Genomic DNA, 21,317 nt, shown 5'->3' on the forward strand with positions numbered 1-21,317 from the left:
AAGGCGCCTCGCTAGCGCTGCCCTGATATTGTCGAAGCCGCCGGTGAAACGGAAAATCATCACGATACCTGTCACAATGCTCACGCATGGCGGGTCCTTCCGTCGTCGGCCACCTCGTTCCGAGCACTGGTGAATCTATTGCAATTCACTCCATTCGAGTGTTGCTCCGAAGGTAGAGGTCAAATGGTCGTTCGCCTATTTGAGACATCGAGCCGCCCTTGCGTTGGATAAGGTCGGCCAGACCTTCTTCATGTGTCGCCGCTCGCCTGCGCAATATGTGTTGTAATTGACTGCCAAGCAGTCCGATGGAAAATAGGGGAAGTTTTTGGTCGCGGTTGAATGACGACGCCAGTTGCTGAGGAGCCTTTTCGGACGATATGCGCTTCGCCTCAATTCAAGTCCATGACATCCCCTGATCCCTCACTTCACCCGGATCGACCTCGTCAGGCTCGGCGTTCTCAGCGGCGTCCGGTTGATCGTGCTGTTGGTAGTTCGCATCTGGATCGCCCTCGGGTTCTGCTAGGTCATATTCCAGGGCCTCGGCTGGCTGGTCCTGTGGCATGACCTCCCACAGTGCGGCTGCGTTGCTGCCCTCGGCGTCTTCGAAATCGAGCAACACGGCTAGCTTTGGGCCGATCGCAATTGTTTGGGCAGCGCCTTTGTCCTCGTTAAGACTGTCGAGGGTATCGCGCAGGCTGGTCGCAATGTGCTCCCGCGTCGAACCGACTTCGCCGCTTAAGTTCACAGCCCATCGCACAGGCAGACGTCTTGCCTGCGGCTGCCTCTGGACATGCGCCTGGTTGTCGATTTTTTGCGCAGCAGGCAACACCGTGGCACAAGGAGCCCCCATGGCCATCGTGGTCTGGGCAGCGAGGGTTATCAGGTCCGGGCAATAGTCGTTGTCCGCCAGTATGATCGGGTCCCGTAACTTGGCGAGGAGGGGCAGGTTGGTGAGCCGGTCGAAACTGGGATGGCTGTGAACCACGATTACGGTCTCTGTTTCCTGCAATTTTCCGCGATTGGCGGGTAGTTTGTTCATCCGCATCAACGCGGCCAACTCATGGTCCCCGCACACAATGGAGCAAGATTTGCCGGCTTGCCGCCCCTGCTCGATCCGTTCCGCTGCAGCCGCAAGAAGGTTGTCGCGCCTCACAAAGATCACTTTGCCTGCTGCGCTCAGGGCTTCGACGGCTTGGCCGTAGGCGCCGGCGCTGAACATGGCCTGGACGGTATCCTCCACTGGCTTGGGCGAGGCGGCCTCCAGACCGATCACTTCCGCAATGATATCGAGTAGCGGATTGCGCGGGTTGAGCGGGCCATGCGGCCTGCGGGTCAGGATCAAATGTGCTCCCTCGGTTTCCAGTGTCGCCATCAGCGCCATGGCCAGTTCGTCCGCCGCTATGGCATCCGCGTGATCGAGGAAGAGAATGGTCGATGGACGCAGGCGATCTTTGAGGCGATAGGGCGAGATGCTGTTCTTCACCCCTTCCAGCCCGCCCCAGCCATGAGCGACGCATGCGAGCATCGATGCCGATATCGCCGCGTGAGGGGTTACCAGAGACAGTTGCCCTTGCCCGCTTTCTGCCTCGGTTACCGTGAGCTTGCCTATCCTGGCCGAACGCATCTGCTTGGCCGCGCCATTAAAACCGGTGCTGAGCGTTTCCGGCTGGTCCATCAGGGCGGCGGCCAAAACGATGCAGCGCTGCTCGGCGCGAGCGAGAGTATGGGTCGCCAACCACGGCGACCCAATCTTGCTGTGCTGGTCACCGAGCCGGACGATTTCCGGCAGTGCCAGCGCGGCATCGGCCGCGGTTTCATCATAGGGGTGCCCCAGGCCCGCATAGCGTTCCACGAGCACCCGCAGGTCCTGCGCCACAAATGGACGCCGGCCAACCAGCGCCAGCAGCTTTGCGGGATCGGCAACGGTAGCGCGGTTTGCGCGCTCCACCCGAGGGTCGCCCACCATTGGGCCAGCCTCATCCTTGTCCAACCGGTTCTTGCGGTCTGCGGCAGCGCCGGCCTTGCCGCGATGATAACCCGTATAGGCGGCCCAGGGACGAACCCGCAGATCAAGGCCATAACGAGCGAAGAATTCGTTCTGATGACGCCGCCAGAGCTCGGGCCAATCGACGCCGTTATGAGCAATGCCCCGGATCTGGGAATTGACACTGCCCTGTGCCGGATCAAGGGCCGTGTAGCGGCGCGCCTCGATGCCCTGAGGCCCAACGCGGCGCGGCGAAATAAGCAGGTGCGCATGACGGTTGCGGGCGGACAATGCCGGGCCGCCGGGGGCGCTGGGGCGCTGGTCGGGCCTTTCCAGCCACAGCATCGCCCCGTCTTCGACCTTCTTGTGGGGATCATGAATTGCAAAACTGGTGGCCAGTCCATGCGGGAGGATGAGCGCGCCGATGAACTCCTCCAGCAGGGGCAGGCAGAGCGCGGCCGGCATTTCCGCAGGAGCGGGCAGGGCAAGCATCAGATGCAGCCCCAGGCTGCTGTCCTTGCGTTTGCTGGCCAGTTCGACGTCCTGCCAGAGTGCAAAAGCGTCCTGATGCCGGTCTGGGGTATCTTCCGGCACTATGGTCCGCATGGGAAAGAGGAGATCTTTCCGGTCGCTATAGTCGAAATTTGGATAGGGGGCGCTCAACCGCTGGCGGCCAATATAGGCCGCCGCCCCCAGGGCCGAATGCCCTTTGGACCGTTGGATGAAGACGCAGCGGGCAAAGCCGATCGGCATTGTTGAAAACTCGATGTTGGTGCTTGCGAAGTGCGTCGGTTTACGGGGTGTTGCCGGACGTTTTGATTCGGGCGAGACTCATTGCATGCCGATTCGCGGCGATCAACATACGGGGTAGTAGAGTGAGTGAGCAGGACAAGCAGGACAACCGGAGCAGGGCGGTCAAGAAGATCAATGTGACGGGGAACAGGCTTCCCGTCGGCGAGGCGCCGATCGACATTCAGAAGGCCATGGAGGCCAAGAATATCGCCTTCGTGCGCACCCACAATACCCGCTTCAATCGCAAGGGCACCGAGCTGCTCAAGGTGGTCAACCTTGTGGGGTTGAGCGAAGCCGACAATGACGAATTGATCGGCCGGCTTCTGTTCACCCAGGAGGCGGCAAAGTCGGATCCCGAGCGCGTCAAGGCCTGGATCGCGGCGGGCGAAGCGCTGCGGCTCAAGCTCAATCCGCTTGATCGGGCCGGCACCTTCAGCCTGGTGATCCAGGAAGTGGGGCCTGAGGATGCCGCTGCTGCCGAGCTCGTTGCACTCGGCATCAAGTTCAATCCCCGCTACGCCAGTTTCGAGGGGAAGGCGGACCTTCACGAAGTCCTCAGGGTCCTTGCGGGCACGCGGGCGGTTTTGCGCGTTCGGGTGGGGCGGCCGAAAAAGGGAGGTGATGGCTACGAGGTCCTGCTCAAGGATGGGAAGGAAGTGGAGGGGGCGCGCGCCATTCTCCTTGGGGAGGACAGCATGGATGCGAATGATGATGCCGCCTCGGACCGGTCTGCTCCGCCTGCGCCGCGTGGCTTCGCTGCCGCCATCATGACGACCCCCAAGACCAAGGGTAAGGCGCCTGGCAACGATACGGCCGGATGATCCGAAGCGAGGGCGGGGCAGGACCCCGCCCAGCACCAAGAGAAGCGAGCCGCGGCCCTAAGGGCCACCCGAGCGGATACATGTCCGGCCGACCTCACCGCGGGCCGCGCCGATTGACGGCTGGCACGAGCCAGCATATCCGGCAAATGATCGATAACGCTGCCCCGACGGGGCGGAATTGGCAGCGGCCCTGCAGGTCCTGCATACGGGTGCAGCTTGTCGCTCCCAACCCGGCGCCCGCCATTCTCTCCGGCGCCGGGTTGCGCCGGCTGCCAATTTTCGCCGCACCCGGCACGGCCCTGCTGCAGGCTCGACACTGCCCCGCACACCGGTCACGGGGCCGCAATGGTCAGGTCATTGGTAAGGAGCGGGGCAGGGCTGGCGCCGTCCACCGTCCTTTGGTGCTGACCATGCTGGCGCTTGTCCTGCTGATACTGCGTTGCGGCGGCAGCGGAGAGATCGGCCTATGGATGCAGTGCATGCTCTGCCGCCTGCTTGCTGCCTGGGCAACAAGGATCGGGGGCGTCGCCAGTTTCGGCGCCACGACCGCGCGGCCGAAAAGGCTCTGCATCGGGCCGATGCGCATTTTAGCAGGGCAAGCAGGCCGGCGCCGACCAAGTGGTGATCAGCCTGGCATGATCAGGAAATCGTCCGACATGCCGCCAGAAGCGTTCCCGGCCCGTGCCGGCAGCCTGTTGCCCGACGCGCCAGCCAGGTGCCCGGCTACAATTGCATCGCGCGGGCGCGAGCGCTTGCGATATGGGCCTCCATGGCAGCAACAGCCCCGTTCACATCGCGCCTCGCCGCCGCTTCAAGGAAAGGAATGTGCTCGGCCATGACCGAATCCACCAGTTCTGGCAGCATGCGCACGCGCTCGAAGCCGATCAGTCGGATCTTGATGGAGTTGACGCGATAGGCATTGGATATGATCTCGTTGCCCAGACGATCAATCATCAGGTCGTGCAGCCGCCAGTCCATGGCTTGCGCCCGCTGCAGCAGAGCGGGGGTTACACCCCCCCTGGCCTCGGAAGCAATGTCTAGATGCTGGCTGTGCTCCTGGGCAATCAGCTCATCGGGTGCCGAGCGCGCAAATTCGGCGACCGCCTCCCGCTCCATCATGAGGCGGAACTGGAAGGCGTTGCGGATCAAATCGAGGTCCACATGGGCAACCTGCATGCCGCGCTTGGGCACGGTCTTGATCAGCCCGTCGGCCTCGAGCCGCGGCACCAGCTCTCGGATGGCGCCCAGCGGCATGCCGGTCATCGCCACCAGTTCCCGCTGCGAAATGAACTGGCCGGGGCGGATGTCGCGCGACATCAGCCGATCGGTGAAGTTCCGATAGGCCAGATCGCGCATGGGGCGCGAAGGGCCATCGGAGAGCTCCGATTCCGGCCGTTCGATCATGCAGCGACCCTGGCAAAGAGTTCATCATAGCGGCGGCCCAAACGCTGGGCCTCGGCATCGGAGAGTGCGCGCAGCGGGGGCCGCACGCGCCGCCATTCGCTGTCGCCGCCGAGATGGCCGACCAGAGCCTTCACCGCCGGCGTCGCCGGATGCTCCACGATGGCTTCAACCAGGGGCGCAAGCGCGGCACTGGCCGGCTTGCCGGCCAACACGTCATTGAGCAGATCAACGCGGAAATTGGCAACGCCGCTGATCGCGCCGGATGCGCCGAGCTTGACGCCCTTGTCGAGGACGCGCTCGTCGCCGATCAGGATGTGCAGATCGGGAAAGGACTGCAACATGCTCAGAGCGTTATCCCAGTCACCGGATGAATCCTTGACCCCGACGATCCGCCCGGGGAAACGTGCGTTGAGCGCTGCAATGGTCTCCCCCGTCACCTTCACGCCGGTCACCTGGGGGATGTTGTAGAGGATATAGCCGGGGCCATCGGCGGCAGTCTTTCCCAAAAGCGCCGCGTACCATTCGGTGACCTCGGCCGAACCGACACCCTTATAGAAGATCGGCGGCGTGACCAGCAATGCATGGCAGCCGAATTCGGCGGCCACCTGTGCATGAGTGGCCGCATCGTCGACCGCTGATACGGCGATCCCGGGCACGATCTGTGCGCCCTCGATCCCGCCCGCCCGCAGCGCCTGCAGCACCAGACGTCGCTCGGCCGTGCCGATCGAGGGACCTTCGCCGGTCGTGCCAAATGTCGAAATGCCGGCGCAACCAGTGGCGATACAGGCGCGGGCATGGGCCACCAGCTTGCCCATGTCGATGGCGCCATCCTCGCCAAACGGCGTCGTCATGGCTGCGAAAATGCCGAACTGCTTGTCCTTGCCCATATCGAAAGTACCTGCGCTAAGAGAAAAAACGACCTTGTCGAACTCTACTGCTATCGGTAACATGTCACCGTGTACTCACACAAGCCATTGAAGGCATCTTCGTACGCCGCGGGCCGAAATGCCGGTCCTGCGCAGTTTTGGTCGGCGTGTCGTCGACCTCATGGGAGGAACAAAATGCAACGCTTCACACGCCGTACCCTTGTAGCGCTCACCGCTGTCCTGGGGCTCGCCACCGTCGTGCCGACCTTGGGTGCCGATCCGGTCAAGATCAGGATCTCGACCCCTGCCGTCGAATCCGATTGGCACGCCCAGATGCTGACCGTCTTCAAGGATGCGCTCGAGGCGAGTGCCCCCGGCGAGTTCGACGTCGAGATTCATCTCAATGGCACGCTATTCAAGCAGGGCACCGAGCCGGTGGCGATGCAGCGCGGCAATCTCGAAATGGCAATGATCTCCGCCCAGGATATTGCCAACCAGATTCCGGCCTGGTCGGTCTTCACCGCCGGTTACCTGATCCGCGATCCCGCCCACCAGATCGCTGTGTTTGATGGCGAGATCGGGCAGGAATTTTTCGGCATGGTCGAGCAGGACATGGGCATCAAGATCCTGACCGCCGCCTATCTCGGAACGCGCCAGCTCAACCTGCGCATCGAAAAGGACATCCAGACCCCGGCAGACCTCGCCGGCGTCAAGCTGCGCATGCCGGGTTCCGATACCTGGCTGTTCCTGGGTGAAGCGCTGGGCGCCAATCCTCTCCCCGTCGCGTTCGGCGAAATCTACACCGCGCTCCAGACCGGGGCCATTGATGGCCAGGACAACCCGCTGCCGACCGTGCGGGCTGCCAAGTTCTATGAAGTGACCAAGCAGATCGTTCTGACCGGCCATCTCGTCGATGGCATCTTCCTCTCCATGGCCAGCAGCACCTGGGCCGAACTCTCCGATGAGCAGAAGGAAAAGGTCCTCGCGGCAGCCACGGCAGCCCGTGACTTCAACAACGAGAAGCGCATTGCCGACGAGGCCGCATTGGTCGGGTTCCTCCAAGAGCAGGGCCTCACCGTCTCGACCCCCGACGTCGAAGCGTTCCGCAGCACGGTGCAGAAGGCATACCTCGAGTCAGAGTGGTCCGCATCCTGGCCGGCGGGCATCGTCGACCGCATCAACGCAGTCGAGTGACCGACATGCTGAGGCACCTCGCGGCGCATATGCGGCGGGGTGCCGAACTGGTGGCGGCAGCGATGTTTGCCGCGCTGTTCGGCACCTTTCTGATCCAGATATTCACCCGTTACGTGCTCAACAATCCCACGGCATGGACGCAGGAACTCACCCTGGTTCTCTATATCTGGGTCGTGTTCTGGACGTGCTCGTTCATTCTGCACGAGCGCGATCACATCGCTTTTGACCTGATTTCGGCAAGCCTGCCGCCACGCGGCCGTCGGGTGCTCGGTTTGGCCGCTACTGCATTGACCATAGTCGCCTTTGCCATCGCTCTCAGGCCGTCCTTCGATTTCATCAGCTTCATGCGGATCGTGCGCACGCCGGTCCTGCGCCTGCCGTTTGACATCGTTTATGCGATCTTTCTCGTTTTTCTCGTCTCGGCCATCGCCGCCGGCATCTGGCGGATCGCCAGGCTCTGCAGCGCCCATTGGCGCGATGAAGTGAACCCGCCCTCACCTGGTGAATCGGAGAGCATTCTATGAGCCTGCCGTTTGTCCTTTTGCTGGCCGGCTTTTTCGGGCTGGCCGCATTCGGCGTGCCTGTGGCCTATGCCATGTTTATCGCCTCGATCGGCTACCTGCTGTTTACCGGTGCCGATATCGGGCTGCTCGCTGAACAAATGCTCAACGGCATGTTCGACAGCTTCGTGCTGCTGGCGGTGCCGCTGTTCATCCTTGCCGCCAATCTGATGAATGCCGGCGGGGTGACCGACCGGCTGCTGGTCTTCTGCCAGGCCCTGGTTGGCCGGCTCAAGGGCGGCCTCGCACAGGTAGACATTCTCGTCAGCGTGGTCTTTGCCGGGATGAGCGGCTCTGCGGTTGCAGACGCCGCCGGGCCGGGCAAGCTCGTCACCATGATGATGGTGAAAACCGGCCGCTATCCACCCGGCTTTGCCGCGGCTGTGGCCAGTGCCTCGGCCGTTATCGGGCCAATCATCCCGCCATCCATTCCACTGGTGATCTATGCGCTGATCTCCGACACTTCGGTGGGTTATCTCTTCCTCGGTGGGGTAGCGCCCGGGCTGATGCTGGGCGTCGCACTGATGGTGCTCGTTGCCTTCGTCAGCGAGAAACGTGATTTTCCGCGCGGCGAGATCGTACCGCTGCGCCAGTTCCCGCGCGTGACCCTGCAGGCCCTGCCTGCCTTGATGCTGCCGGTCATCCTGCTTTGGGGCATCTATGGCGGGGCCACGACCCCCACCGAAGCGGCCGCCCTGGCCGCCGTCTATGCGCTGGCGCTGGCCAGCTTCTACTATCGGACGGTTGGTTTCCGCGATCTGGTCGAGACGCTTATCGCCTCCTCGCGTTCCACGGCCGTGGTCGCCGTGTTGATCGCCGGCGCCTTCATCTTCAACTACATCATCGCCACTGAGGGAGTCCCGGCGGCCGTCGCCAGCCTGCTCGACGGCACGGAGCTTTCGCCCGTCGTCTTCCTCCTGATCGTCAACTTGATCTTCCTTATTCTGGGCTGCTTCTTTGATGCCACGACGCTGCTGCTCGTCGTCGTACCCCTGTTCATTCCTGCCTGCCGGGCGCTGGAGATCGATCTGGTCCATTTTGGCATTGTGGTCACCGTCAACATCATGATCGGTCTGGTCACTCCGCCTTATGGCGTGCTGCTCTTCGTTATGAATGCGGTAACGGGCATTCCGGTGAAGGATATCATCCGTGAAATCTGGCCCTTCGTGGCCGTGCTGCTGTTCGCCCTGCTCATCCTGATTCTGGTGCCCGAAACCGTACTTTGGATGCCGCGGCAATTCGGATATGTAGGGTAGTCAGCGCGTGCGGGCTGTCGCCGTATCCAAGATCTCCAAGTCAAAGGGCTCACAGCGCTGGGACGGGCAGCTGTCCATCCCACCTCAAGCTGATCGACTATCTCGGCCAAAACGATTGCAACGCTCGGTGAACTTGGCGTCTTCCGACCGCAACGCGGGCCTGGGGTCCCTGCTTGTTGCATCTTGTTTGTGGCCGGAGGCCGACCTTAAGTCGTCACGCTGGCCCGGCGGATGTATAAGAACTACGTTCAGCGTCTTGCGCTCACGTCCGCTTTTGTCAGGTGCATTGTTTGGGGGCACCGCTCCCGCTGCGTTTGATCATCTTACGCGTGGCAAGCCTGATCGGTCACTTTCGTCGTGCTCGTGGGACGACTGCCAGTCTGCCATATCGCCGCCGAGCTGCGTCTCGCCTTGAGTTTTCGGCATTTGGCGAACCACAGCGTTACCCTCCCGTATCGAGTCGATGACGACGCTGAGATCATCCGCAGCCGGTCGGCTCACGTTGCCGAAATACTCGGCAGTGAGCTGCTGTACCGAGACACGGCGAAGATCATAGGCAGCTTCGATTTCTGGGGCGCGGATAGCGTACAGGGTCGAGTGGTTGTCGACCAAATCGCGTTCGGTGATGGTTTCAGCGAAGCGACCGCCAGAGATACGGGAACCGTGGTCGCCGTGCAGGACAATCGTCGCGTCAGAAAATGCGGGACTGTCGGCCAAGCGCATGAGAAAGGCGTCCAGCTTTCCCAGCAAGCAGCTCATCTGCCCGAAATAGGCGCGGTAGTGTCTGGCGCGGGCGTCATCCAGCGCCACGTCCGACAGGTGCTGGTCATCGAGATTGTAGGGAAGTTCCCACCCTTCTTGTGGCGCGCAGGAAGCATCGAGAATGTAGGGCGCATGTGGACTGAGCAAATGCGCGAAATAGTTGCTGTTGCCTTCTGACCGGAACACATCGTCGGAAAAGTGGTCAAACCAGGCCGGGAATGCGTGGACGTCGAAATACTCGGGGACCGCCTTGTTGAGGTCCAAACGCAAGGTGACCGCCAGCAGGTGTATTCCGCCACGTGCCAACAGGCTGCCGGACAGGGCCTCCCTGAGCGTAAAGAGGGTCTCGGCAGGACCGAGACCAAGCTGTGTGACCCATTCCCCCTGGGCGTCATAGGACTGCAGGGTTTCGCATCGCGTGGGCACGGAACTACAAAAATTGATGTGCTTGGTCTGGTAGACAACGAGTGGCTTTGATAGCGCCAGCTCCTCTAGCAGCACCGACTGAACGACGTCGTTGTTGCTGTGTCGAAGAACCATCCCCCAGCTATTGTCGTCGACGTCGTAATTCAAGGTATTGGGTATCGAACGAACCGTCAGCGAATGACGACTGAAGGCGCTGCCAAACAGGCGAAAGCCGTGCTTGGCGAACAGTTGGCGCACTGCTTGATAGGCATTCTCACCGCCCTCGATGTCCCTCGGAATACCCTCCGGGCCGATCATTTCGTCGAGCACGATGTAAATGACTGGTGGCGTTTCCTTGCCCATTCCGTCTGCCACGCCGGCCTCCGCTGCTGGGGCCAGGAACGACAGCTGGATCTGGGGCGCCACAGTCGACAGCAGGAGCGCCAGAGCCCCAACAAATAAGATCTTGGGAAGCTGCCGGCGAAGAAGCCAGAACATGGCGGCAAGGCAGGCCCAGAGCCCCATGGTCCAGGGGAGGCGAGCCCGCAGAAGGGATTCATCGAACCGATAGGTCGACAGGTCAATAATCAGCAGGACTACCGAACCTAGCAGAACGGCTTGCAGGATCTGCCACGGACGGTCCTGCGCTTTGGTGCTTAGCCAAGCCACGGCGGAGCCCAGCAGCACGGCCAACGCGGCAATACCACTGCTCAGCAACCAAAAATGGATGCCCAGGGGCAGCTTTAATGTTGCATAGGCGTGTACCATCGGCGGCAGTAAGGCAAGTAATGGCAGGACGAAGAGAAGCACCCGGTCGATGTCGGCGGTTCGTGCCTGATCGATGCGGCTTGCTGTCTCGTCGCCCACCATATTGCTACTTCTCAAACACAAACATGCGGCGCCCCGACGCCGATATCTGTTCCTCGCGCACGATCCTGGCGCGCGCTGCGAGCAATTGGCGGAAGTTGCCTTCGCTATAGTCGGGGAAGATGTCCTCGCGCAGCGCCAGCATCGTCTTGATCGTGGGATCGTCTTTGGGCACGAACTCCACGACGCCCTGGGGAGCGGTGGACAGTATGAAGTCGAGGGTCTGATCAAGTGGCACATTGTGCGCGATCGCCAGATGGTGCTCGAAGGCCAGCGCCAGTACCGCATCCGCCTCGAAGCGCTTTGCAAACCCCATGCGTTCCGATTGCAGCCAGCCCTGATCCGGGCTCGGATTGCGCGCATCGAGAAAGAGCGGGAGAAAATTTAGGTTCTCGGCCTTGGCACGGGAATGGGCACCATCAAGGGCCTGTTGATCAAAGTCGAAACCGACGACGCGGCTCACGCCGTTATCGAGGCAGATCCTGGCATAGTCGCCGGTATTGCAGCCCAGATCGATGACCGACCTCGCGCCGCTCGAAGCGGCGAAGTCGGCCACGAACTGTCGTTTGGCTCCGCCATCCAGTTCTGAATATGTATTGTTGGCCGCGTAACTGGCCCAAGTGCTCGGGCGTGTGCCAGCGGGCGTCATCCGGCAGATCCACCCGAGCAACTGCTGCAACATGGCCCTGAATTGGGCCTTCGGGAGTTGCCGCTGCCGCAGCGTCTGACCTAGGTCGACACGGGACCTGGCGGATTGCTGGAACCCGTCTTGCAGCAGAATGTGAACCAGGACATTCCACGACAACCGTCGTTTCAGGGGCAGGAGCCGGGCGAGGTCGGCAACCGGAATGCCTTCCAGAGTCCCTCGATACCAGGCGTTATGCGCCACGCCGAGTGCAGACCGCAGCACCAGTGGGTTTAGGAACTGCTCGCAGAACTGGCGATGTGCCAGCCAGAATTCGCCTTCGCGATAGGGGCGGATGGATAAGTGGTCCAGAAAGACCGGGCGATGCCCATCATATTGTATATTGTAGGCGGACGCGTCGGAGAGGGTAAAACCTTGGTCCAGCAAGCGGATCAGGAGCTCCAGCTGGAAAATCGCAGCGTCCTTTAGTAGAGAGAACGACCACTCATAGGGGTGCGAAATGACTTCAAGCCGAGGATGCTGAAGCAGATGCACCATGCCGGCTTCGGCTTCAACGGACGAGGGCGCGATCCTCTCATACGGCACCAGCATGCCATCGGCCACAAGACGGTCCAGCACACCGGCGGCCACTGCGGCCTCATAATGTGGGGCCCCGGCCGCGCTCACGCTGCGGTAGATCAGACCGCCTGATTCAAAGACGCCGCCGGCGGGATCCCGAAACGACCCTGCGACGCGCCGCAACGCTCTCTGTGAAGTCACTTGCTGCGGGCGCGACCAGCAAAGATCGAGGTGAGCTTCTTCCAATAGACCGAAATTGTTGCCGCTCCAACCGCCACGCCGCCGATGATCGCCTGCAGGATCATGCTGCCGGTACCTGGATCCAGATAGGCGAAAGCGGGTGAATGAAGCGCCAAGAAAAATAGCAGCGATACTGTAGAAACCCGCATCGAAATTGCCCTTAATGAATGGAGTGCTTCAAAGCGTACAAGCCGCAGGCTAAGAAAGGGTAACTCCCGCGGTTCTAACTGCGTCAATGACTATGGAAGCCCCACCTAAAAAGCCGACAGTCAGCCAACACTTGACCAGTTGCCACAACGCCACCCCAACCATCAGCGGCATCTCTGCACTTGCGACTACTAGCCTGGCAATCGACCGGCAATGCGCTATCGTCTTTCGTTTGAGCATTGCGTACGCCTCTGCACGAGAGGGAGAATATCGGAGCATCAGGCGCGCGGACCTCGAGTTGCGGGAAGCGATGAAGGCCGTTGCATCGGCGCCTCGGCGGCTTGGCTATTCGCCACAAATCCCCTTGGGCGTTCACCGCAACCAAATTTAACATGATGTGCGCCTTGGGCAGTCCTTGGACCGGTCAGCAAGGCGGCGTCAGATCCATATCCTCGGCCATCAAAGCAAGGCGCCACCGGCGAGATTAACCGCGTGTCGAAGCAGTATTGCAATAGGCAGTCGCTTTGCTGCTATGACTTGGGAGAACCCATTCCGGAAACCCTAAGATGATCCTCCCGCGTCTTCTCCTCATCGGCACCGCGATTTCCATGCTCGGCGCTCCCGCGCATGCGGCGGAGGCGGAGTCCAAGCCTGGCAAGGACCCGGCGATCGAATGCGGCGCATTCTTCATTCTTATGGCCGGGCAGACGGAAATTGCCGAAGAAGAGAGGGTATTCGCTGACTTGGGCAACCTTTTGCTGAACGATGTTGACGGTCGCCTCGAGCGCATGGGCGTGTCCCTTGCTGAGCGAGAGCGCATCGGGGGTGAGGCCGTGACCAGGGCAAACGAGCGGATGACCGCCGGTGATATCGACATCACCTTCGCTGATTGTCACGTGGCAATGGAGAGCGCCATCGACGCCCTCATGCCCGATATACTGACGGATGACGTGCGCGAACTGCTAACCTGCGGCAGCCAGTTCATCTATTCTCTCCAGTCCGGCGATTTTGACGAGGCCACCAAAGCAGACTTGGAAATTGCGTCCGATGACCAGATGGCCAGGGCTCAGTCGATCTTGGAAGAGTCCGGTGTCACCGCTGAGGAACAGGACCAGGTTTCCACGTTTTATGGCCTGTCGGTGGGCATGGTGCTCGGCATGGGCGAAGAGCCCATCGTAGAATGGCAGAAGTGCGGGGAAGTCTAGCCGTCTGCAACGAGCAGCTTCTGGGGTTTGCTCGCACCCGCGTTCAAACAGGCAAGCTTTGGGGATTAGCGCGCCGTCCGCAATCATGCCGTTCAGCAAACGCTGAGCAGCTTTTGGCCGTTGCGGTGATCGCAGTCTTCACTGCTTCAAGCCTTTGCAGGCTGACCCCGCGGCGAGTGGACAAGAGCAGCGACCAGAGATTTGGTTTCAACTGGGGGCGCGGCATCGAAGGCAGTTTGGACCTACTGCAGTGAGCAGAAGATATAGACGCCATCTAGCGGCACAAGGTCGATCTGATTATAGCTGCCACCGACGAACTCCCCTGTTGTGTTCAAGTGACCAAAGAACCCGCCCTGAAAGCGAATAACCTTTGAGGCTGGATCGTAGGCGTAGGTCCCGACTTCTTCATCAAGGGCTTTGTACCGACTATCTGGCATCAAGAAAAAGCCGCGTCCTGGACCGAAAACCTGGCCGCGACCAGACCCGTAGTCGCAATAGTACTCGCCCAAAGGAGGCGCGGAGGAGGCCGCCGCGGCAGCAGATGAGAGCCATGGCAAAGCTAGGGACAGAACCAGATAAGACCACGGCGCAAGTCGGCGATGGGCCACAAGATAATACCTTGTCTAGAGACTATATAGGGTGCGGGAGCCACTTAATGTCGCTTACACCGGCCCGAGGTTGAGGCTGGGGCCAGATGCGGGAACCTACTCAGCTATTGTCAGAGTCCCACCCTTGCAACTCGCGGTCCCCATACTTAGCCGCCTCATATGCCACGACGAGTTTCGGGGTCAGGGCGGCGTCCACCACAGGCTTTTTCGTGGCATCCTGAAATGTACCGTCCGACATTCGACGATACTTCTTTCCTTCGAACTCGAATGGCCACGGCATAGTTCGCCGCAAGTAAAACGCTCCACCCAGCAGAGCAATAACGCCGAGCGCGACCAAGACACCAACCATAATTCCATCCCCCCAAATTACCCTAAGCAATATGCTATTGCTCAGCGCACGACAATGTCGTCTTGCCCTGCCACAGTTGCCGAAGCGACAAACTCTGTCGGCCTTGGTGGCTACAGTGGGGGTACACACTCAAACGGGACAATCGCAACAACGCCCACGTTGTCACTTTGTAATCGTCGCCCCCGTGGCCACGCCGATGTCGACAGCGGCCCTCAAGTAGTGCCATTGAAGCTCATGCCGCTTAAGCAGCATCAGTATTCAGATCAGCTCGCGCGTAGCGCGCCGGGTGGTACAAGAAAAGGCGTCAAGAGATGGCGATCCGGGCACTCAACGTGGACGACCGCACCGTCTGGGACAGACTCTGGCACGGCTACCAGACTTTCTACGAGGTCTCGATAGCGCCTGAGGTCAGCAACACGACCTTTGCACGCTTGATCGATCCGGCCGAGCCGATGCACGGAGCGCTAGCGCTGCAGGGCAGCGAGCCTGTCGGCCTTGCCCACTTTATCTACCATAGGTCGACGTGGACGAGCGGCGACTACTGCTACCTGCAAGATCTCTTCGTCGACAGCACGCATCGTGGACGTGGTCTTGGAAGACAGCTGATCGAGCATGTCTATGAGACCGCTAGGGCCGCTGGCTCGCCCCGCGTCCACTGGCTAACACACGAGACGAACACGGACGCGATGTTGCTTTACGATCGCGTGGCCGACCGCTCGGGCTTCGTGCAGTATCGGAAGATCTGACCTGAGCCCCAAGTTCCCTCCGGTTTTGAAGAGAGTCCTTGGGTTGATGTTTGGCCCTATGCGGCCTGTTTTTCCAGTGCCAGTTGCGTGGCGAACTCGTTGGGCGTGAGATTGCCCAGGGAGGCGTGTGGTCGGTGGCTGTTGTCGTCCTCCTTCCTTGCGCTGATCCGGTCCCGCGCCTCCGAAAGCGATGAGAACAGGGTCTCATTGAGGCATTCGTCGCGGAAGTTGCCGTTGAAGCTCTCGATAAAGCCGGTCTGCATTGGCTTGCGGGGAGCGATATAGTGCCAGTCAATCTGCCGATCCTGGGACCAGCGCGGGATCGCCATGCAGGTGAACTCGGTGCCATTGTCGCTGACCACCGTGAGCGGTTGACCGCGCCTGGCGATGATGGCGTCGAGTTCGCGCACCACTCGTCCACCGGACAGCGATGTATCGGCGACCAGAGCCAGGCACTCGCGCGTGTGGTCGTCTACCACGGTCAGCACCCGGAAGCGGCTGCCTTCGGTGAAGGCATCGCTGACGAAGTCCAGGCTCCAGCGCTGGTTGGCCGGTCAGGCACCGGCATTGGCCGCCGCGTGCCCAGAGCCCGCTTGCGACCGCCGCGCTTGCGCACCCGAAGCTACTCCTCGCCAGCCATTCGGCCAATGCCGCGAAAGCGGCCATTCCCCGTTCCGGGCCATCATGGACTTTGCGCCCCCAAGTCGGTCATTCCAGCAGCGTTCCTTTGGGAGCGGACATCGAACGTGCCCATATCGCCGGTTTGAGGTATTCTTGGTACTACCAATCCCAAGTCGTCATTTGGGCCTGCGGCGGCATCCCAAGTACCCTCTCTCATGCTACGATGAGGGAAAGTGCCATCGTTGGTACAGTCACTAGCGGAGGGAGCACCCGCCAATGGCCAACGACCCCAATGATGAAGCCGCGATACTGGCGCTAATGCATGCGAACCGCATTGCTATGTGGACCGCTGACTTCGATGCCTGGCGCGAGTGCTTCGTGCATGCCGACTACACGACACGCATGGGTTGGTGGCGACTTGGCGGGGTATTCGTCCGGCGTGGCTGGGAGGAATTGAGCTCCCGCGTCATGCGTGACCATCCCGGTCGCCGCGACGACTATGCCTTTGACACTTTGATTCAGAACGTCACTATCCGCGTCATTGGTGACGTGGCCTGGGCAGTCTATGAGCAGGTGTATCCCGGCTACGACCTTGAGGGTCATGACGGGCCTAGCCTCATCCACGAAATGCGCGTCTTCGAGCGCCACGGTGGGCAGTGGAAGATCGCCTTGCTGGGGTTTCTGGATGGCAACGCCGGCCAACCCGGTGCTGCTATGGTTCGGCTCGCATCGGACGGCACCGTGCTGTGGGTCAGCCCCGCCGCCACTGAAGCACTTTCCGATAGCGACGATCTTGTCGTGCGTGGCAACCGGCTGCGCTTTCGCAACAGCCGCCAAGACGCCAAATTTCGCGCGGCCCTGGCATGGGCCGCAAATCTGGATGATGGACTGATGTCCCGCCACGGCGCGCTGCCTCTTGTGGTCGAGGCGGGCGAGGGCTTGCCGATGACCGTCTACTGGGTCGCTGTCGATGCGGGAATGATCTTTCTCAGCATTGGTACGGGCCGGATCGGTGCGAAGCGCCTGGCCCTTGCCGCAACGATCTTTGGATTGTCCCCGGCACAGCAACAGGTTGCCACGCTCATTGCCGAAGGCCTGAGCCTTACCGATATCGCCGAACGGATGGCGATTGCCCCCAACACTGCGCGCACCCATCTCCGACGCATTTTCGATAAGACCGGCGTCCACACACAGCCGGCTCTGGTCCGCATCCTGCTCTCGGCAGTCGCCCCATACTGACCTGGCCTGGCAGGTCCGGGCGACAAGTCGCGACTATTGCACCGCCGCGTGGGCTGGGCTTTGATGGTTATGGAGGGAGGGCCTGGTATGGGCGAGGCGGAGGATAGAGAAGAACTCATCGCGTAGATGCATGCCTCCCGGATCGCCATATGGACCAAGAACTATCCGGCCTGGGCGGATTGCTTTGTTCATGAACCCTACATGGTACGATGGGGCTATTTGCGCGGCGGCGGCATTTTTGCGCGTCGGGGCTGGGAGGACATCTCCCATAGGGCCAAGTCCTATATCGAGGGCGACATGCCCTATGACGAGGCCTACGCCTACCAGACCAGCATCGAGAACCTGATACTGCGCATTCATGGCGACATGGCTTGGGCCATTTACGATCAGCAGCATCCAGGTCCCGACTATCCGGACCATGTCGGACCCGGCCTGACCCGGGAAATGCGGATTTTCGAGCGCTACCACGGTCGCTGGCGCATCGCGGTGCTCGCATTCCTGAGCAACGATGCCAGCCCCAGCGGAACGGCGATGTTGCTGCTCGACAGCGACGGCAAGGTCCTGTGGACCAGCGCCGGAGCCGCCCAGCGGATGCAGGATGACGACGACCTGATCATCCGCAACGGCCGGGTGCAGGTGCACAACAGCGCCTGCAACCGCAAGCTTCAAGGCGCGCTGCGGTGGGCGGCCGACAGGGACAAGGCCTTTACCGCAGAGCGTGGCAGCGTCCCGATCGTGCTCGGCGCTGGCGAAGGGCTGCCCACGCGGGTCTGGTGGGTCGTCGCCGACGCCGGTGCGATCTACTTCCTGCTCGACGGGCAACCGATGACCGACAAGCGCCTGGATGTAGCCGCTGCCATCTACGGTCTGTCGGCAGGACAGTCGGCGGCTCGCCGGGTTCATAGCCGACGGTTTCACGCTACCGGATGCCGCGCGGGAGATGGGGATCTCAGCCAACACTGCGCGTACCCACCTCCAGCGCATCTATGACAAGACCGGCGTTCACAATCAGCCCGCCCTGGTACGGGTCCTGCTGTCGGTGGGCGTCGACATGTAGCGCTCCACGTCCCTCGATCAGGGGACATCGGCCTGTCCCACGATCCGCGCACAGCCCGGCACGCAACAGCATAGTAGTCTCGACCCATTCAATGCACGGATGGAGACTGACCATGACAATGGTGGTGGCTTGGCCGGGTCGCAATGCTCACAAGCACGCGGTATGGGACCAACTATTGCGGCGCCTGGCTGTATCATCGCGCCTGTGGGCGCGGCGGCGCGCCCGACGCCGATTGGTCAACCGGGTTCTAGCCGAAACGCACGACCCAAGGATACTTGCCGACCTCGGCATCGACCCCATTCGGCCGCACCACGTTGAGCGTTGGGTGGTGGCGATGCTCTACCATCAGCAGTGAGGCCGATATCGGCCTGTCACCTTAAGTCTCTGCCACGACTGTGGCTCTTGCGGATGCAAAAGATGCGCGATCGGGCGTCAATGAGACCCAAATCTCACTATGGTTCGCCGCGAAGGTAACGCGGCGAACCCGCCAAGGCCCCGGTTGTGCCGCCATCAATCACGATTTCGGACGCATTAAGGCCCGAGCTCTCATCGGACGCTAAGAACAGGACCGCGTTCGCGACCTCAGTGTCGGTTACCATGCGGTTGATCAGCGCGCGTTCGCCGATGGCCCGCTTCTGCCGATCGCGTTCGTTGGCCTCCATCTGGTGGTGAGGCCATCCGGGCGTATCGACGGCACCAGGAACGACGACGTTGACGCGGATACTGCGGGGTGCCAGTTCGGAAGCCATTGACCGTGCCAGGGCCCTACATGCCGCCTTGCTCGCTGCGTAACCGCCCGCACCCGGCGGGCCCATGATGGCATAGACGGAGCCCATCAGAACAACGGACGCCCCTTCGCGCAAGTGCGGTAGCGCCGACTGCACGGCCATGAACATGTTGGCAACGACCTTCATCTGCGCCTCGACGTCGGCGCGGCTGGTCGTGCCCAGGGTCGCGGAAACGTAGTGCCCAGCATTTACAAAGAGAGCGTCAAGGCCACCAAGCGTGCCGGCCGCGGCCGCCAAGGCTTCCGCCATCGCAGCATCGTCACCGGCATCCGCCACGAAGCCTTTGCATCTTGCTCCTAGCCTCTCGACCACCGACTGCAGTCTTGCATTGTCCCGGCCCGTGACCGCGACATGCGCGCCCTCTCTTAGGAAGGCGGCCGCCGTCGCCAACCCGATTCCACTCGTCCCTCCAGTGATGAATGTAGACTTCCGGTCCAGCCGCATTCCAATCCCCCAAGGAGAGCCAAGGACAGACCTCCGCATCATAGGCGCTTTGCTTGAAAGGGAATAGTTCAGGAGTTACCTGCCTGCTGCATCCACCGGCAGGATACGACCGCTACTACCCAGAGAGGTATCGCCATCCCCTTGAACGAAATGAGAGCTAATTACATCCAATTGCGCGGTGGCAACCACCGATGCAGTCGAAAATCGGAACGCCCCCACTTCCGGCATCGTCCTAGCGTCCTGAATGCCGACTAACCCGGAACCAATACTGCGGGGCTATCTTTTGTTTCGAGCACTGGAAACAACGGCAGTTGAAGAGATGCTGAGGCAATATCGAGTTGTTGATTTGACCTCTGAAGAAGTAAGGCCTGACGTTCTTGTGGACGCGCTGAGCCCAGAAGACGCAGCTGAGCAGGCTCTCGGGCTGAAGGTTGCGCGCAGCGGCGCTAGGAGAAACCTCGCGGCTCGCGTCTATTGGCAGATGCCAAACTCTCCACTGTGCATGGTGCGTTTGTATACGCTCGATCCCTGAAGGCCTGCCGTGACCATGCGGCCTTGCCAGCCCTTGACCCACAAGTCTCAATGCGCAGGGGATTTGGAGGGCTCAAATGCAAGTCAATGTATTCATTTCGAGGCCGGTCGACGCAGAGGCGCCGACGCTGCTGGTCCTGCCCTTCGGTCCGACGGCGGCATTGCCCCGGCATTTGCAGGGGATAGTGTGGGACTACCTCGCAACAACAAGCACCGAAGACAAGTTGATCGGCGCTGCAGCCACTGCGGTCGAGGAAGGACTTGCTCGTGACGGGTTTGCATTGGTCGCGCCGACTGGCTAGCGTCCATCAATCGCCTGCGCTTTCGGGATCTTTTATCACCGTGCGAGGTGTCGAATGGCAAGCAAGGACGCGCGGCCGCTCCTGCGCTAGCTTTAGCTCCCGAGCCACAAGCACCGCCCCGTCGTGGCGCAACCGATGGTGCCATGCTAACCTCCAGTGGTCCCTCGTGGCCTGGACGACCAGACTTCGAACGACTTTTCGACGACAGTCGCAGCCAGTCTGGCCAAGATCTTAGTCGATCTCACTTCAACCAACCCTATGTTTGATGGAGCGTAATCGATATCCTCCCTTTACTTCTGGGGAGGCGGCTTTCGGGAAGATCTTGGAATTTGTGAAACAGCTTAGCCGCTATGAGCATGGCGCGAGGTCTCCGGGGGGCAGCTTCACTCGCAGTCATCTGCGCTCCCTGGAAGGTGCACGAAGAGCCCGCAAAGGTCGAGCGCGGGAATGCGCGCCTCAACCGTTTGTGGGTCACCCCAGAGAACGAGATTGGTTTCCCATCGGAACGTCTCAGGTGCGCCTCTGGCCTGGTCAAGGGCGGCGTCGAGGCGCCGCGTCGCCGCGCCGATCTTTGCAGCCTCCAGGATTTGCGACTCGGACGCGCCGTTTGCCGAGGCTGCCATGGCATGGAAGTAGACGCACGAATGACAGGTGCCTTGGGCTGCAACGGCTACCCCGATGAGCTCGCGCGTTGCGGCATCCATCTCGATGCCAGGGTTCATCTGCAACGCCTTGAAGGCGTCCCATGTCTCGATGAGGCCATCACGGGGAAAGAGGTAGAAGAACCCCGGCACGTTGCCGTAGGTTTCCCTGATGTCCTGATAGGCGCTAGAGGCATCTTGAGCGCTCGCCGAGGGCGCGGTAACCACCAATAGGGTTCCCACTACTGCGGCAAAGATTGCGTTTGGCTTCATTTTCAGTCTCC

18 protein-coding genes and 1 pseudogene are annotated in these 21,317 nt (G+C 61.1%); 10 read left to right on the forward strand and 9 right to left on the reverse strand.

The genetic code is table 11. From position 1 onward, the window contains the following. Positions 1-394: 394 nt before the first annotated feature. Complete coding sequence (locus ACLI1C_RS02410) at positions 395-2,737, reverse strand: MobA/MobL family protein (protein WP_411395260.1); 2,343 nt, start codon at positions 2,735-2,737, stop codon at positions 395-397. A gap of 122 nt (positions 2,738-2,859) precedes the next feature. Between ACLI1C_RS02410 and traD the strand changes: the two genes are divergently transcribed. Then, positions 2,860-3,597: a conjugal transfer protein TraD gene (gene traD / locus ACLI1C_RS02415; protein WP_411395262.1), complete on the forward strand. Its 738-nt coding sequence runs from the start codon at positions 2,860-2,862 to the stop codon at positions 3,595-3,597. Between the two features lie 723 nt (positions 3,598-4,320). Here the strand turns inward: traD and ACLI1C_RS02420 are convergent. Together ACLI1C_RS02420 and ACLI1C_RS02425 are read right to left on the reverse strand one after the other, a co-directional pair. Continuing rightward, on the reverse strand, positions 4,321-5,001 hold the full coding sequence (locus tag ACLI1C_RS02420; RefSeq protein ID WP_411395263.1) for a GntR family transcriptional regulator: 681 nt from the start codon (positions 4,999-5,001) through the stop codon (positions 4,321-4,323). Then, entirely contained in the window at positions 4,998-5,888 is an 891-nt protein-coding gene (locus ACLI1C_RS02425) for a dihydrodipicolinate synthase family protein (protein WP_411395264.1), read from the reverse strand. Before ACLI1C_RS02425 ends, ACLI1C_RS02420 begins: the two co-directional genes overlap by 4 nt. Before the next feature lie 174 nt (positions 5,889-6,062). Here ACLI1C_RS02425 and ACLI1C_RS02430 point away from each other — a divergent pair, with 174 nt between their 5' ends. The 3 genes from ACLI1C_RS02430 to ACLI1C_RS02440 are packed head-to-tail and all read left to right on the forward strand — an operon-like array spanning position 6,063 to position 8,877. Further along, the gene (locus tag ACLI1C_RS02430) at positions 6,063-7,061 is read left to right on the forward strand and encodes a sialic acid TRAP transporter substrate-binding protein SiaP (protein WP_411395265.1); all 999 of its coding nucleotides are present in this window, start codon (positions 6,063-6,065) and stop codon (positions 7,059-7,061) included. Beyond that, the gene (locus ACLI1C_RS02435; RefSeq protein WP_411395266.1) at positions 7,007-7,585 is read left to right on the forward strand and encodes a TRAP transporter small permease; all 579 of its coding nucleotides are present in this window, start codon (positions 7,007-7,009) and stop codon (positions 7,583-7,585) included. The genes ACLI1C_RS02430 and ACLI1C_RS02435 overlap by 55 nt, the downstream gene beginning before the upstream one ends. After that, complete coding sequence (locus tag ACLI1C_RS02440) at positions 7,582-8,877, forward strand: TRAP transporter large permease (protein WP_411395267.1); 1,296 nt, start codon at positions 7,582-7,584, stop codon at positions 8,875-8,877. The genes ACLI1C_RS02435 and ACLI1C_RS02440 overlap by 4 nt, the downstream gene beginning before the upstream one ends. A 318-nt stretch (positions 8,878-9,195) precedes the next feature. On the opposite strand, the gene ACLI1C_RS02445 is transcribed toward ACLI1C_RS02440, so the two are convergent. The 3 genes from ACLI1C_RS02445 to ACLI1C_RS02455 form a co-directional block, all read right to left on the reverse strand. Next, positions 9,196-10,914, reverse strand: a complete 1,719-nt coding sequence (locus tag ACLI1C_RS02445) for a hypothetical protein (RefSeq protein ID WP_411395268.1) — start codon at positions 10,912-10,914, stop codon at positions 9,196-9,198. A 4-nt stretch (positions 10,915-10,918) separates the two neighbouring features. Further along, complete coding sequence (locus ACLI1C_RS02450; protein WP_411395269.1) at positions 10,919-12,187, reverse strand: class I SAM-dependent methyltransferase; 1,269 nt, start codon at positions 12,185-12,187, stop codon at positions 10,919-10,921. Positions 12,188-12,312: 125 nt separating this feature from the next. After that, positions 12,313-12,504, reverse strand: a complete 192-nt coding sequence (locus ACLI1C_RS02455) for a hypothetical protein (RefSeq protein WP_411395270.1) — start codon at positions 12,502-12,504, stop codon at positions 12,313-12,315. 564 nt (positions 12,505-13,068) lie between these two features. Between ACLI1C_RS02455 and ACLI1C_RS02460 the strand changes: the two genes are divergently transcribed. Next, on the forward strand, positions 13,069-13,707 hold the full coding sequence (locus ACLI1C_RS02460; protein WP_411395271.1) for a hypothetical protein: 639 nt from the start codon (positions 13,069-13,071) through the stop codon (positions 13,705-13,707). Positions 13,708-14,975: 1,268 nt separating this feature from the next. Continuing rightward, a complete protein-coding gene (locus ACLI1C_RS02465) occupies positions 14,976-15,410 on the forward strand; it encodes a GNAT family N-acetyltransferase (RefSeq protein ID WP_411395272.1) in 435 nt (144 codons plus the stop codon). Between the two features lie 56 nt (positions 15,411-15,466). Here the strand turns inward: ACLI1C_RS02465 and ACLI1C_RS02470 are convergent. After that, a pseudogene (locus ACLI1C_RS02470) lies at positions 15,467-16,032 on the reverse strand (integrase core domain-containing protein); the annotation flags it as partial. Between the two features lie 275 nt (positions 16,033-16,307). Between ACLI1C_RS02470 and ACLI1C_RS02475 the strand changes: the two are divergent. From ACLI1C_RS02475 to ACLI1C_RS02485, 3 genes are all read left to right on the forward strand, one after another. Continuing rightward, positions 16,308-17,270, forward strand: coding sequence for a LuxR C-terminal-related transcriptional regulator (locus ACLI1C_RS02475; protein ID WP_411395273.1), 963 nt, complete (start codon positions 16,308-16,310; stop codon positions 17,268-17,270). A 126-nt stretch (positions 17,271-17,396) separates the two neighbouring features. Further along, positions 17,397-18,260, forward strand: coding sequence for a hypothetical protein (locus tag ACLI1C_RS02480; protein ID WP_411395274.1), 864 nt, complete (start codon positions 17,397-17,399; stop codon positions 18,258-18,260). Continuing rightward, positions 18,211-18,327: a helix-turn-helix transcriptional regulator gene (locus ACLI1C_RS02485; RefSeq protein WP_411395275.1), complete on the forward strand. Its 117-nt coding sequence runs from the start codon at positions 18,211-18,213 to the stop codon at positions 18,325-18,327. The genes ACLI1C_RS02480 and ACLI1C_RS02485 overlap by 50 nt, the downstream gene beginning before the upstream one ends. A gap of 452 nt (positions 18,328-18,779) precedes the next feature. Here ACLI1C_RS02485 and ACLI1C_RS02490 read toward each other — a convergent pair whose 3' ends face one another. Continuing rightward, entirely contained in the window at positions 18,780-19,601 is an 822-nt protein-coding gene (locus ACLI1C_RS02490) for an SDR family NAD(P)-dependent oxidoreductase (RefSeq protein ID WP_411395276.1), read from the reverse strand. 566 nt (positions 19,602-20,167) lie between these two features. Between ACLI1C_RS02490 and ACLI1C_RS02495 the strand changes: the two genes are divergently transcribed. Beyond that, on the forward strand, positions 20,168-20,392 hold the full coding sequence (locus ACLI1C_RS02495; protein ID WP_411395277.1) for a hypothetical protein: 225 nt from the start codon (positions 20,168-20,170) through the stop codon (positions 20,390-20,392). A gap of 383 nt (positions 20,393-20,775) precedes the next feature. On the opposite strand, the gene ACLI1C_RS02500 is transcribed toward ACLI1C_RS02495, so the two are convergent. Then, positions 20,776-21,306 (reverse strand): carboxymuconolactone decarboxylase family protein, encoded by a 531-nt coding sequence (locus tag ACLI1C_RS02500; protein WP_411395278.1) that lies wholly within the window; start codon positions 21,304-21,306, stop codon positions 20,776-20,778. Positions 21,307-21,317: the final 11 nt, after the last annotated feature.

This window comes from Devosia sp. XGJD_8 (assembly GCF_046614475.1).
Lineage (GTDB): Bacteria > Pseudomonadota > Alphaproteobacteria > Rhizobiales > Devosiaceae > Devosia.